This window comes from Actinocrispum wychmicini (assembly GCF_004345645.1).
In the GTDB taxonomy this organism is placed as follows: Bacteria; Actinomycetota; Actinomycetes; order Mycobacteriales; family Pseudonocardiaceae; genus Kibdelosporangium; species Kibdelosporangium wychmicini.
This window is the reverse complement of sequence record NZ_SLWS01000003.1, coordinates 588649-603984: the sequence shown is the minus strand read 5'-3', so window position 1 is coordinate 603984 and position 15336 is coordinate 588649. Positions and strand designations below refer to the sequence as shown.

General features: G+C 70.2%; 2 protein-coding genes. Both read right to left on the bottom strand.

Annotated features, from left to right (window positions below; all coding sequences use genetic code 11):
* Window positions 1-3 precede the first annotated feature (3 nt).
* Complete coding sequence (locus tag EV192_RS16650) at window positions 4-9948, bottom strand: SDR family NAD(P)-dependent oxidoreductase (protein ID WP_481729068.1); 9945 nt, start codon at window positions 9946-9948, stop codon at window positions 4-6.
* 34 nt (window positions 9949-9982) lie between these two features.
* Complete coding sequence (locus EV192_RS16645) at window positions 9983-15307, bottom strand: type I polyketide synthase (protein ID WP_132116170.1); 5325 nt, start codon at window positions 15305-15307, stop codon at window positions 9983-9985.
* Window positions 15308-15336 lie beyond the last annotated feature (29 nt).

Here is a 15336-nt window from a genome sequence, read left to right as displayed (position 1 = left end):
CCGTCACGAGATGCCGAAGTCTTTGTCGAGCAGCGCGAAGAGCTCCTCGTCGGTGGCTGACTCAAGTCCTCCGGGACCTTGCCCGACATCCAGCCGGGTCATCAGGCCGCGCAGCCGGCCGACCAGCCCGGCGCGTACCGCGTCGTCGATCGCGGCATTGGTAAGCGCCTTGTCCAGGTCGGTCAGCACGGCCGGGAGGGACTTGGTGTCGTCGCCGCCGAACCGGTCGCGCAGGTAACGGGTCAACGCGGCCGGGTTCGGGTGGTCGAAGACCACCGTGGCCGGCAGGTTCAGCCCGGTGGCGTCGGTCAGCAGGTTGCGGAACTCCACGGCGGTGAGCGAGTCGAACCCGAGGTCCTGGAACGCCTGGCCGGCCTCGATGAACTGCCCTGAGGCGTGGCCGAGGACCGCGGCAGCGTGCGTTCGCACCAATTCCAACAGCACCGGTTCGCGTTCTTCGGCGGACAGGTTCGCGAGCTGCGGCGACGGGCCTTGCCTGGGTTTCCGGACGCGACGGGCGGGTGTCGGGCTGGTGCGTGCGGCGACCACGGCGGGCAGGCCGCTGGCCACGGCCGCGTCGAACATCGCCAGCCCTTCCTCGGCCGACAACGGTTGGACGCCGGTGCGGGCCATCCGCTGGAGGTCCCGCTCGGCCAACTGTGCCGTCATCCCGGACTGTTCCCAAGGACCCCACGCGATGGATGTCGCGGGCAGGCCCATGGCGTGGCGCTGGACGGCGAACGCGTCCAGGAAGGCGTTCGCGGCGGCGTAGCTCGCCTGGCCCGGTGTCCCGATCACACCCGCCGCGGAGGAGAACAGCACGAATGCCGTCAGGTCGCCGAGGAGTTCGTGCAGATTGTATACAGCATCCACTTTGGGTGCGAGCACCGCGTCGACCCGTTCCGGAGTCAACGATTCGAACGTGCCGTCGTCGAGGACACCGGCTGTATGCACGACCGCGGTGATCTTCCCGGGGTACGAGTCGATCAACGCCGCCAGCGCGGTCCGGTCGGACACGTCACAGGCGACTGCGTCCGGGACTTCGTCGGTCGGCCCGCTCCGGCTCACCAGGAGGAGTTCCCGTTCGGCCAGGTGCCGTGCGACGAGACGACCGAGCGCGCCGGTTGCTCCGGTGATGAGGACCGTGCCGTCGCCGAAGTCCGGTGTCGCCGTGACCGGCTGGCGAGGTGTCACCTTCGGCACGAGCAGGGTGCCTGCTCGCACGGCGACCTGAGGTTCGTCGCATGTCGGTATCGCTTGATCGTCGTCGACGTCGATGAGGGCGAACCGGCCGGGATGCTCAGCCTGCGCCGACCGGATCAGGCCCCACACGGCCGCGCCGGCCGGGTTCTCCCCCGCTGCCACGCCGTGGGTCACGAACGCCAGGCGGGCCGGCCGACCATTGGCCAGCCACTCTTGGGCTGCGGCCAGCGTGCGATGCAAGGTGTCGTGCACATCGTCGCCGTCGACTGTATGCACGACCGTTTCCGGTGCGGACGCTGATGCCTTGACGGGCACCCAGTCCACACCGGACAGTGCCGCTCGGGCACCTCGCAGCTGACCCGCTGACACCGGCCGACCGGTCAGGGAACCGACCGACGCGACCAGCCGGCCGTTCTGATCCGCCAGCAGGACGGACATGCTGTCACCCGACACGGTCAACGCGACCCTCGCGGCCCGCGCACCTGGCTCGTACACGGCCACGTCAGACCAGGCGAACGGCACCCACACCTGGTCGGTGCGGGCCTCCAGCAACAACGGGTGCAATGCCGCGTCGAGCAGCGCGGGATGGATTCCGTACTGGTCGGTGGTCAGCCCGGTGGGCAGTTCGACTTCGGCGAACGTCTGGTCGCCGTGCCGCCAGGCCGCCCGCAGGCCTTGGAACGCGGGGCCGTAGTCGAGACCCGTTTCGGCCAGTCTCTCGTAGAGGCCGTCGATGTCCATACTGTCTACGGTCGGCCAGATCCGGGGGAATTCAGGCAGCGTTTCGTCGGGCGGCGACAGGGTTCCGGTCGCGTGCCGGACGTCCGAGTCGATGGTCAGCGGACGCCTGCCGTTGTCGTCCGGCGGACCGACGGACACCCGGACAGCGAGCGGGAGACTCAGTGGGGCCTGCGTGGTCAGCTCGGTCAGCAGCGGGCAGCCGACCAGTTCGCCGGCGTGGATCGCCAGCTCGACCAGCAGCGCGCCGGGGGCGATGGTCGTCCCGAGGACGGTATGGTCGGCCAGCCACGGATGGTTGACTGTAGACAGTCGACCGGTCAACAGTAGACCCTTGTCGTCCGGCAAGGTCACCACCGCACCGAGCAACGGGTGACCGGCCGGTTCAAGTCCAAGCGCTGGGGCGTCGACGGGTGGGCGGGCGTCCAGCCAGTAGCGAGAGTGTTGGAACGCGTACGTGGGCAGGTCGACTCGTCGTGCGCCGGGGTACAGGGACGGCAGGTCGACGCGGCCGCCGCGGACGTGTAGTTCGGCGACGGCGGAGACGAGCGTCCGTTCTTCGGAACGGTTGGGGCGCATGGTCGGGATGGCCGCCGCGTCAGGGAGGCACTCGCGGACCATCGACGTGAGCGCACCCGACGGGCCGACCTCCAGGAAACGACGGACACCGGCCGCCGCGAGCGCGTTGACACCGTCGGCGAACCGGACTGGCTGGCGGACGTGCCGCACCCAGTACTCGGCGTTGGCGACGTCCTCGCCCAGGCCGCCTGTGACGTTGGAGACCAGGGGTATCCGCGGTTCGTGGTAGGTGAGCCCGGCCGCCACTTCCGCGAACTCCGCCAGCATCGGCTCCATCCGGGGCGAGTGGAACGCGTGGCTCACCTGCAGCCGTTTCGTTCTGCGGCCGAGGGTGGCCGCGAGTTCGACAACAGCGTCCTCGTCGCCGGAGAGCACCACGGACTTCGGTCCGTTGACGGCCGCGATCACCACGTCCGGCCCGGTCAGCGGGATCTCGTGCTCGGCGGCCTGGACGGCGATCATGGCCCCGCCCGGTGGCAGCGCCTGGATCAGGCGGCCCCGGGCGGCGACCAGCCGACAGGCGTCTTCGAGGGACAGCACGCCGGCGACATGGGCGGCGGCCAGTTCACCGACGGAATGGCCCGCTAGGTAGTCCGGTCGGACACCCCAGTGGTCGAGCAGCCGGAACAAGGCGACTTCGACGGCGAACAGCGCGGCCTGCGTGAACATCGTCTGGCCGAGCACCTCGGGATCGTCGCCGAACACGACGTCCTTCAGCGGCCTGCCCAGCTCGAACTGGTCGCAGATCTCGTCGAAGGTCTGGGCGTAGCGGGAGTATCGGGCGCACAGGTCCCTGCCCATGCCCAACCGTTGCGAGCCCTGGCCGGAGAACAGGAACGCGGTCCGGCCGCCGAGGTCCGTGTACGTGCCGGCGTTGTCGGCCACCGCGGCCAGCCCGTCCCGGAAGTCCGCCAACTCCGCGCCGACCATCACGGCCCGATGCTCCAAAGTGGACCTACCGGTGGCGAGCGAGAACCCGACGTCGACGGGCTCTTGGTCGCTCAGGTGGGCCAACAGGCGCTCAGCCTGGTCACGAAGCGCGGCCGCGGACCGTGCGGAAAGGACCCAAGGAACCGGGGTCGGAGGTCCGGAACGGCTGCCGACTTCGTTGTCCGCGGGCGGTTGCTCGAGGATGACGTGGGCGTTGGTGCCGCTGACGCCGAAGGACGAGACCCCTGCGCGACGAGGGCGGCCGGTTTCTGGCCATGGGGTGTTCGCGGTGACCAGGGAGACCGAGCCCGTGGACCAGTCCACGTGCGGGGAGGGAGCGTTCACGTGCAGGGTCCTGGGTACCGTGCCGTCGCGCATGGCCAGGACCATCTTCATCACTCCGGCCATGCCGGCGGCGGCTTGGGTGTGGCCGATGTTCGACTTCACCGTGCCCAGCAGCAGTGGCCGCTCGCGGTCCTGGCCGTAGGTCGCGAGCAGGGCCTGGGCTTCGATCGGGTCGCCTAGCGTGGTCCCTGTTCCGTGCGCCTCCACCACGTCGATGTCAGATGTTGACATTCGGGCGTTCGCCAGCGCCTGCAGGATGACCCGCTCTTGGGACGGGCCGTTCGGCGCGGTCAACCCGTTCGACGCGCCGTCCTGGTTCACCGCGGTGCCACGGACCACGGCGAGCACGTCGTGGCCGTTTCGGTGGGCGTCGGACAGCCGCTCGACCAGCACGATGCCGATGCCTTCGGAGAAGCCAGTGCCGTCCGCGTCGGCTGAGAACGCCTTGCACCGGCCGTCCGCGGCGAGCCCGCCTTGGCGGCTGAACTCGACCAGCATTTCCGGCGTGGACATCACGGTCACGCCGCCGGCCAGGGCGAGTGTGCAGTCGCCGTTGCGTAGGGCCTGGCACGCCAGATGCAGCGCGACCAGGGACGACGAACACGCCGTGTCCACCGTGATCGCCGGTCCCTCCAGGCCGAACGCGTACGACACGCGGCCGGACGCCACACTGCCTGTGTTGCCGGTGACCAGGTACGGGTCGTCACCGCCGGACCGGCCGTAGTCGTGGTACATCACCCCGGCGAACACACCGGTCGGGGTGCCGCGCAGGGAGTGCGGTGGGATTCCCGCGCGTTCCACGGCTTCCCAGCAGACTTCGAGCAACAGGCGCTGCTGAGGGTCCATCGCGGTCGCCTCACGCGGGGACACGCCGAAGAAGCCGGGGTCGAAGTCGGCGACGTCGTACAGGAATCCGCCGACGGCCGCGTGGGTCACGGGTGAGCCGTCCGGGCCGGGCAACGCGTCGACGGTCCAGCCGCGGTCGACGGGGAACGTCGACATGGCGTCGGTTTCGCCGACGACCAGGTCCCACAGTTGGTCCGGGGTGTGTACGCCGCCGGGGTACCGGCAGGCCATGCCCACGATCGCGATCGGCTCGTCGACCGGTGTCGCCGTGGTTCGCGGCGCGCGCGGGGTGGCTGACCCAACGGTCAACTGGCCGCGGATGTACACCGCCAGGGCGGTCGCGTTCGGGTGGTCGAAGGTGACGGTCGCGGGCAGTCGCAGCCCGGTAGCGCTGTTGAGCCGGTTGCGGAGTTCGACGGCGGTGAGCGAGTCGAATCCCAGCTCGCGGAACGCCCTCTCGGCGGGGACGGTGTCAGTGGAGCCGTGCCCGAGGACTGCGGCGGCGTGCGAACGGACGAGTTCGGTGAGTTCCAAGTCTTGTTCGTCCGGGGTCAGTCCGGCCAGTTTCCGCGCCAGGTCGGACCGGTCCTCAGCCGCCGCCGTGCGCAGCGGGGCACGGACCAGGCCGCGCAGTGGCGGGGCCATGGTTCCGTTCGCGGCCTGCTCGCGCAGTGCCTGGAAATTCAGTCGGGCCGCGACGACCTGCGGCCGTTGCGAGGCGATGGCGGCGTCCAGCAGTGCGAGGGCTTCGTCGGTCGGCAACGCGACGAGACCGCCTCGGGCGAGCCGCGACCGGTCCGTGTCACCGAGGCGGCCGGTCATGCCGCTGTCCTGTGCCCACAGGCCCCACGCGATCGACGTGCCCGGAAGGCCCTGCGCGACGCGATACTGGGCGAGCGCGTCCAGGAACCCGTTGGCTGCCGCGTAGTTCGCTTGGCCCGGCGCGCCAAGGACACCGGCGGCCGACGAGAACAGCACGAACGCGGATAGGTCGTGCGTGAGTTCGTGCAGGTTCATCGCGGCGACGGCTTTGGGCGCCAGGACTTTGTCCAGACGTTCAGGGGTCAACGCGGTCAGCATGCCATCGTCGAGTACACCGGCAGCGTGGAATACTGCATCCAATCTGCCGATTCGAGACAGGACGTCCGCGAGCGCTGCCCGATCCGCGGCGTCGCACGCTTCGATCGTGACAGTGGCGCCGAGTTCGGTCAGTTCGTCGCGCAGTTCCGGGGCACCTGTCGCGGCGAGGCCGCTGCGGCTGAGGAGCACCAGGTGCCGGACACCGTGTGTGGTCACCAGATGGCGGGCCACCAAGGCGCCCAAGGCCCCGGTCGCACCAGTGAGCAGAACTGTCCCGCCTGGTCCGAACCCCGGTTGGCGGTCGTTGGAGACGGTAGCCGCCAGGGTTGGTGGGTCTTGAAGACCGGCCAAGGCTTTGGTTAGGCGGGGGACGCGGATGGTTCCGGACCTGATGGCGAGTTGCGGTTCGCCGAGGGCCAACGCCGCAGGCAGGGCCGCTTCGGAAGACTGCATACCGTCGACATCAACCAGGATGAACCGGTCCGGATTCTCGGACTGCGCCGAACGCAGCAGGCCCCAGACAGCGGCGCCTTCAAGATGCGTGACGTCGTCCGCGACCGCTAACGTGGTGACCACCGCGAGGCGGCCGGGTCGGTCCTCGGCGAGCCAGGACTGCACGAGATCGAGGCCTCGGTGGACGGCTCCCGGCTCGGTGCCGATCCGGGACACGGTGACGTCGTCGGCTTCGCCCGGGGGCGCCGGCCGCTCTGTCCACTCCATACAGTAGAGCGAATGGGATTGGGCGCGCGGGAGTTGCTCAGGCGACACGGGCCGGCCGACGAGTGAGCCGATCGACACGACGGGCCGGCCGCTGGCGTCCGCCAGCAGGACGGACATGGCGTCGTCGCCGGTTCGCGTGAGCCGCACCCGGACCGCGGTCGCGCCACTGGCGAACAAGGTCGCGTCACGCCAGGAGAACGGCAGTCGTAGCCCGTCGGCCTGCCAGTCGGCGCCGGCCAACGCGGCGTGCAGGGCGGCATCGAGCAGGGCCGGATGGATGCCGTACTGGCCGGGGTCGTCCGGGAGGACGACTTCGGCGTAGGTTTCGCCGCCACGCCGCCACGCGGCGCGCAGTCCACGGAACGTCGGCCCGTAGTGGTAGCCCGCGTCGCCGAGCCGTTCGTACAGTCCTTCCGTGGCAAGGGGTTCGGCGTCAGATGGGGGCCACTGGGTGAGGTCGTCGGCCGGCGGCGCGGTGTGCGTGAGGGTGCCGGAGGCGTTCTGGGTCCACGGCTGCCCGTCGGCCCGGGAGTACAGCCGGAACACGCGCCGCCCGGTGTCGTCCGGTCGGTCGACGAACATCTGGAGCGCGGTTTCCCCGGACAGCACGAGCGGGGCTGCCAGCGTCAACTCTTCGACACCGGCGCAGTCGGCCTCGTGCGCGGCGTACAGCGCCAGTTCCAGCAGGCCGGCACCGGGCACCAGGACCGTTCCCAGCACAGCGTGGTCGGCCAGCCAGGGATGGGTGGACAGGGATATCCGGCCGGTGATGAGCAGGCTGCCCGAGTCGGACAACGTCACCACGGCGCCCAGCATGGGGTGCCGCACTTGGCCGAGACCCAGCCGGGCCGGGTCGCCGCCGCCGGCGTAGGGGCTGAGCCAATACCGGTCGCGTTGGAACGCGTACGTGGGCAGCTCGACCCGACGGACATTCTGGAACGCTCGTTCCCATTCAATGGCCACACCGTGCACGTGTGCCTCGGCCGCGGACGTCAGGAACCGGGCCATTCCGCCGTCGTCGCGCCGCAGGGTGCCGATCGCCATGCCGTCGGCCAGCGTGTCCTGCACGGCGGCGGTGAGCACCGGGTGCGGGCTGACCTCGACGAACACCCGGTGGCTGCCGGCCAGCCGCTGCACGGTCGGAGCGAAGTTCACGGTCTGCCGCAGGTTGGTGAACCAGTAGCCGGCGTCCAACAGGCCGTGGTCACCGGGAACGGTGGAATGGAAGGGAATCGCCGGCCGCTGTGGGCGGATGGGCGCGAGCAGGGTGAGCAGTTCGTCGCGGATGGCGTCCACGTGCGGTGAGTGCGAGGCGTAGTCCACCGGGATCCGCTTGGCCCGGACGTCCATTCGTTCGCACTCGGCCAACACGTCGTCCAGCGCGCCTGGATCTCCGGCCACGACTGTCGCCGACGGCCCGTTCACCGCCGCGACCGCCACCTGGCCGAACAGTTCGCGCACCCGCGCCTCGGGCAACGGCACCGAGACCATGCCGCCTTGTCCAGCCAGCACGCGCAACGCCTGGGATCGACGCGCCACCACCAGTGCGCCGTCCGCCAGGGACAGCGCCCCGGCCACACAGGCCGCCGCGATCTCGCCCTGGCTGTGCCCGACGACCGCGGCCGGGCGGACTCCGAACGACTCCCAGACCGCGGCGAGGGACACCATCGCCGCCCACAGCACCGGCTGGATCACGTCCACCCGACTGAGCGTGTCCTCGTCATCGAGGACGTCCAGCAGGGACCAGTCGACGTGCGGCCGCAATGCCTCCTGGCATTCGGTCATCCGCTGGGCGAACGCCTCGTTCTCGGCGAGCAGCGCCGCCGCCATCCCGATCCACTGCGAACCCTGGCCGGGGAACACGAACACCGGGCCGTTGCCGGCCGGAGCCACCCCGACGGTGACGTCCGCGGTCGGGTCGTCCGCGACGAAGCCGGCCAACGCGGTCCGCGGGTCGGCGGACACGACGACCGCGCGGTGGTCGAACACCGACCTGGTCGCGACCAGCGAGAACGCCACGTCCGCCGGGCGCAGGTCCGGCCGGGAGTCCACATGGGACAGCAGGCGTCCGGCCTGTGCACGCAATGCGGAAGAGGACTTCGCAGACAGTATCCACGGCACCACACCGGTCTGGGGCGCGGCGGGCTGGTCCTCAAGCAGTGGCGCTTGTTCCAGGATCACGTGCGCGTTGGTCCCGCTGACGCCGAACGACGACACGCCGGCCCGCCGTGGCCGTCCGGTGTCCGGCCAGGAAACGGCTTCGGTGGGCAGTTCGACGGACCCCGCCGACCAGTCGACGTGCGGTGACGGCGCGTCCACGTGCAGGGTCGCCGGCACCACGCCGTGCCGCATGCCCAGGACCATCTTGATCACGCCGGCCACGCCGGCGGCGGCCTGCGCGTGCCCGATGTTCGACTTCACCGAGCCCAACAACAACGGCCGCTCGCGGCTTTGGCCATAGGTCGCGAGGAGCGCCTGGGCTTCGATGGGGTCGCCCAGGTTGGTGCCGGTTCCGTGCGCCTCCACCACGTCGACGTCGGACGTTGACATTCGGGCGTTCGCCAGTGCCTGGCGGATCACGCGCTCCTGCGACGGGCCGTTCGGCGCGGTCAGGCCACTGCTCGCGCCGTCCTGGTTGACCGCGCTCCCCCGCACCACGGCCAACACCTGGTGACCGCGGCGTTGCGCGTCGGACAGCCGCTCCAACACCACCGCGCCCACACCTTCGCCCAAGCCAAACCCGTTGGCGGACGCGGAGAACGCACGGCAGCGGCCGTCCGGTGACAGCGCGCCTTGCTTGCTGAACTCCACGAACAGCCCAGGCGCGGACATGACCGCGACGCCGCCGGCCAACGCCAGCGAGCACTCGCCCTGACGCAGCGACTGGCACGCCAGGTGCAATGCCACCAACGACGACGAGCACGCCGTGTCGACCGTGAACGCCGTTCCCTCCAGTCCCAGCGCGTACGCGATCCGCCCGGAGACGACGCTCGTCGCCATGCCGGTGACCAGGTATCCGGCGGTTTCGGCGGTGCCTTCGTGCATTCGCGGCCCGTAGTCCGGGGCCACCGAGCCGACGAACACACCGGTCTGGGTGCCGCGCAGGGTGTCGGCGGAGAACCCGGCCGCTTCCAGGGCCTCCCACGACACCTCCAGCAACAGTCGCTGCTGCGGGTCCATGGCCAGGGCTTCCCGGGGTGAGATGCCGAAGAAGCCGGCGTCGAACGCGGCGACGTCGTCCAGGAAGCCGCCGGCGCGCACGTACGACTTGCCGGCCGCGTCCGGGTCGGGGTCGTAGTGGCTGTCGAAGTCCCAGCCGCGGTCGGCGGGTACGCCAGAGATCGCGTCCCCGCCCGCGGTGACCAGGTCCCACAGTTGGTCCGGCGACCCGACGCCGCCCGGGAACCGGCAGCCCATGCCGACGATCGCGACCGGCTCGGTCCGCTGGTCCTCCACCTCCCGTAGCCGGCCCCGGGCCTCCCGCAGCTCCGCGGTGGCCTTCTTCAGGTACTGCAGGTACTTCTCTTCGTCGGCCATCGGGTCACCTGCCGAACTCGTCGTCGAGCATGGCGAAGATCTCGTCCTCGGTGGCCGACTCCAGGTCGTCCACATCGGATCTGACGTCCCATGTGGACAGCATCGACCGCAGTCTCGGCAGCACACCGAGCCGTTCGGCCTCGTCGGCCGGCAGGTCACGCAACGCGGACGCGAGCCGGTCCAGGTCGGCGACCACCCCGTCGTCGCCGGCCGCGCCGACACCCAGGCTCACCCGGAGGTACTCGGCGGTCGCGGTCGCGTTGGGATGGTCGAAGATCAACGTGGTCGGCAGCCGCAGGCCGGTGGCCGTACTCAGGCGGTTGCGCAGTTCGACCGCGGTGAGCGAGTCGATGCCGAGGTCCAGGAAGCCCCGGTCGACCGGGACGGCGGCTGGTGACTCGTAGCCGAGCACGGCGGCGAGGTGGCCGCGGACCAGGTCGAGCAGCGCGGCTTTCTGTTCGCCCTCGGACAGTCCGGCGAGGCGTTCCTTCACGTCTCCGCTGCTCACTGGTGCCGCCGCGGTTCGCTTCACGGCCAGTCGCCGCAGGATGCCCGGTGTCGGCCCGTCGGCCGCGAGGTCCAGCCGGGTGGCGACGACGGCCGCCGTCCCGAGGGCGTCGTCGAACAACGCGAGTCCGTCCTCCGACCGCAGCGGCCGGACTCCGGCGCGGCGGACGCGGGCTTTGCTTGCCGCGTCCAGGTGTTCGGTCATCTCGCTGGTCTGGTCCCACAGGCCCCACGCGATGGCCGTGGCCGCTTGGCCGCTGGCCGTGCGGAATTGGGCAAAGGCGTCCAGGAAGCTGTTCGCCGCCGCGTAGTTGGCCTGCCCTGGGCCGCCGAGGACGCCGGCCAGCGAGGAGAACAGCACGAACACGGACAGGTCGTCGGTCAGCTCGTGCAGGTTGACCGCAGCGTCTACTTTGGATGCCAGGACTTCGGTCAGCTGTTCGGGTCGTAGCGATTCGACGGCGGCGTCGTCGAGGACGCCGGCCGCGTGCACGACTCCGCGCACCTCGCGCCCGGTCAGGATCTCCTTGAGGGCGGCGCGGTCCGCCAGGTCGCACGACACGATTTCGACGTCCGCGCCGAGGTTCGTGAGCTCATCCCGCAGCTGCGGGGCTCCCTCCGCGGCGAGGCCCCGGCGGCTGGCCAGCAGCAGGCTGCGGACTCCGTGCGTCTCGACGAGGTGTTTGGCGACGAGCGAGCCCAGGGTGCCGGTCGCGCCGGTGATCAGGACCGTGCCCTCGAAGGTGACTGCCTCGGTGGGGGTGGCCTTCGTCAGGCGGGGGACGTGGACGGTCCCGGCTCGGACCGCGAACTGGGTCTCGTCCGACGTCAGGGCGGCTGCGAGGGCGTGCCACGACTGTGCGTCGCCGTCGACGTCGGCCAGGACGAACTTGCCGGGGTGTTCTGACTGGGCGGACCGCAGCAGGCCCCACACGGTGGCGGCGGCCGGGTCGGTTACGTCTCCGGCTGGGCTCACCGCGCCTTTCGTCAGTACAACCAGTTTGGCGGCGGCGAGTCGTTCCTCGGCCAGCCAGTCCTGCACCCACTCCAGGCCGAGCCGGCCGATGGCGTGCGCGCGGCCGGTGAGATCGCCCGTGTGCCGCGGGCACCAGGCGAGGACGACCTCGGGCGCCGGGGCGTCCCAGCTGAGCCCGTCGTGGAACGCCTGGTTGTCAGCGAACGCCTCGACCTGTATCCCGTGCTGATTGAATACCGTATCCAGATCAGGGTCTTCGCAGCCGATCGTCGCCCAGGCCCCCGGCCGTGCGTTCGTAGTGGACAACCGTTCCCAGTCGACGGTATACAGTAAACCGCTTCTCCTGCGTCCGGCCTGGAGTTGGCTTGCCGCGACCGGCCGTGACGCCAACGCCTCGATGTCCGCGACGGGCTGGCCGTCAGTGTCCGTGAGGTGGATGGTCAAGGTGTGGTTCTCGTCGGCCACGATGTGCACCCGCAGCGCGGTCGCGCCTGTGGCGTGCAAGGTCACGCCCCGCCAGGAGAACGGCAGCTGGATCTCGGTGTTGCCCGTGATACTGCCGCCCAGCATGATGTATACGCTCGCGTGCAGGGTCGCGTCGAGCAGGGCGGGGTGGATGCCGAAGCCCGGGGAGTCGTCCGGCAGTTCGACCTCGGCGTACGTGTGCGCGCCGTCCCGCCAGAGCGCCTTCAGCCCCTGGAACGCGGGTCCGTACTCGTAGCCGGCGTTCGCGAGTTGCTCGTAGAGGCCTTCCACTGGAACGTGGTCGGCGTTCGCCGGCGGCCAGGCTCGCGGCTCGGGGGTCGTCTCAGTGGTGGTCAGGGTGCCGGTCGCGTTCCTCGTCCACGGGCCGTCGTCCAGTCTGGAGTGGACGGTGACGGGCCGGTAGCCGTCGGCCAGGTCGCCGACGATGACCTGTACCGCGACCCGGCCGTTCTCGGGCAGCACCAGCGGCGCCTCCAGGGTCAGCTCGTCGATCGCCGCCAGGCCGACGCGCTGCCCGGCGTGCAGGACGAATTCCACCAGGGCCGCGCCGGGGACCAGGACCGTGCCCGTGACCGCGTGGTCGGCCAGCCACGGATGGGTGTCCAGGGAGATCCGGCCCGTCAGGACCAGGCCACTGTCGTCGGCCAGGCCGACCTCGGCGGCGAGGATCGGGTGGTCGGCGGCGCGCAGCCCGACCGTGGTGAGGTCGCCGGTCGGGTGCTCGGGTCGCAGCCAGTAGCGGTCGCGCTGGAAGGCGTACGTCGGCAGGTCGACTCGATGGCCATTCTGGAACGCTCGTTCCCATTCGACCGGCACGCCGTGGACGTAGGCGGTCGCGAGGGACATCAGCAGGCGGTCGGTGCCGCCGTCGTCCCGCCGGAGAGTGCCGACCGCGATGCCGTCCTGGATCGTGTCCTGAACGGCCATGGTGAGCACGGGATGTGGGCTGACCTCGACGAACACCGTGTGACCCGCCTCGGCCAGCTCCGCCACCGTGGGGGCGAAGTTCACGGTCTCGCGGAGGTTCGTGAACCAGTATCCGGCGTCGAGCAGCCCGTGGTCGCCCGGAACCGTGGAGTGGAACGGGATCTCGGGTGGCTGTGGCTGAATGGGCGCGAGCAGAGTGCGCAGTTCGTCGCGGATGGCGTCCACATGCGGCGAGTGCGAGGCGTAGTCGACCGGGATCCGCTTGGCCCGGACGTCCAACCGTTCGCATTCCGCCATGAGGTCGTCCAGCGCTTCGGGATCGCCGGACACCACAGTGGTCGTGGGCCCGTTGACCGCGGCCACCGAGACCCGTCCGAACAGTTCCCGCACCCGCGCCTCAGGCAACGGCACCGAGACCATCCCGCCACGCCCAGCCAACACCCGAATCGCCCGCGACCGCAACGCGACCACCAACGCACCATCCTCAACAGACAGTGCACCAGCAACACAAGCCGCAGCGATCTCACCCTGACTGTGCCCCACCACCGCCACCGGACGAACCCCAAACGACTCCCACACAGCCGCCAAGGACACCATCATCGCCCACAACACCGGCTGGATCACATCCACCCGCGCCAGTGCCTCCCCATCGGCGAGAACGTCCAGCAGGTCCCAGTCGACGAACGGCTTCAGGGCCGCGGCGCACTCACTCATCCTCGCCGCGAACACCTCGTTCTCGACGAGCAACGCCGACGCCATCCCCACCCACTGCGAACCCTGCCCCGGGAACACGAACACCGGACCAGCCCCGCCTGATCCCGCGCCGTCGACGACCTCCGCCGACGGCTCCCCCGCGACAAAGGCGGCCAAGGTGGTCCGTGGGTCGACGGACACGACCACCGCCCGATGCTCGAACGCTGACCGGGTCATGACCAAGGAGTAGCCGACATCGACCGGATCCGAGTCCACACCGGACAGCAGCCGGTCGGCCTGTCCCCGCAGAGCGGCCGGCGACCGTGCGGAAAAGACCCAAGGAACCGGGGTCAAAGGTGCGGAGCGGCTGCCGACTTCGTTGTCCGCGGGGGGTTGCTCGAGGATGACGTGGGCGTTGGTGCCGCTGACGCCGAAGGAGGACACCGCGGCTCGGCGGGGGGCGGCTGAGTCCGGCCACGGTGTGTTGGCAGTGACCAGGGAGAGGTCGCCTGTGGACCATTCGACGTGGGTGGAGGGCTTGTCCACGTGCAGGGTCGCAGGCACGATGCCGTGGCGCATCGCCCACACCATCTTGATCACGCCAGCTACTCCGGCGGCGGCCTGGGTGTGGCCGATGTTCGACTTCACCGAGCCCAGCAACAACGGCCGCTCGCGGCTTTGGCCGTAGGTCGCGAGGAGTGCTTGGGCTTCGATGGGGTCGCCCAGATTGGTGCCGGTTCCGTGCGCCTCCACCACATCGACGTCAGATGGTGACATTCGGGCGTTCGCCAACGCCTGGCGGATCACGCGCTCCTGAGAGGGGCCGTTCGGGGCGGTCAAGCCGTTCGACGCGCCATCCTGGTTGACGGCGCTTCCCCGCACGACGGCGAGCACCCGATGGCCGAGCCGGTCCGCGTCCGACAGCCGCTCCACCACCAGGACGCCGACGCCTTCGGCGAGGCCGAAGCCGTCGGCGGCGTCCGCGAACGCGCGACACCTGCCGTCCGGGGACAACGCGCCCTGCCGGCTGAACTCCACGAACTGGCTCGGCGTGGACATCACGGTCGCGCCAGACGCCAACGCCAACGAGCAGTCGCCGTTCCGTACCGCCTGACACGCCAGGTGCAACGCCACCAGCGACGACGAACACGCGGTGTCCACGGTCACCGCCGGCCCCTCGAAGCCGAGCAGGTACGACACCCGGCCGGACGCGACGCTACCGGTGTTGCCCATCCCGAGGTGGCTTTCGACGCCTTCCGGCACGTTCCGCGACCGTGACCCGTAGTCCGACCCCATCACGCCGGTGAACACACCGGTCCGCGAGCCACGCAACGAGTCGGCTCGCAACCCGGCCGATTCCAGGGCTTCCCAGGACACCTCCAGCAACAGTCGCTGCTGCGGGTCCATCGCCAGGGCCTCGCGGGGGGAAATGCCGAAGAATCCGGCGTCGAAGTCGGCCGCGCTGTCCAGGAAGCCGCCCGCGCGCACGTACGACTTGGCGAGCATGGTCTCGTCCCAGCCGCGGTCCGGCGGGACCTCGGCGATGCTGTCGGTGCCCTTGGCGACCAGCTCCCACAGGTGGTCAGGTGACGACACCCCGCCGGGATAACGGCAGCCGACGCCGACGATCGCGACCGGCTCGGCCTGCTTGTCCTCCAGTTCCCGCAGCCGGATCCGGGTCTGCTGGAGGTCCGCGCTGACCTTCTTGAGGTAGTCCAGGTACTTCTCTTCGTTCGTCATCCGCCTCGCCTCTCGAAGCCCCAGCACTC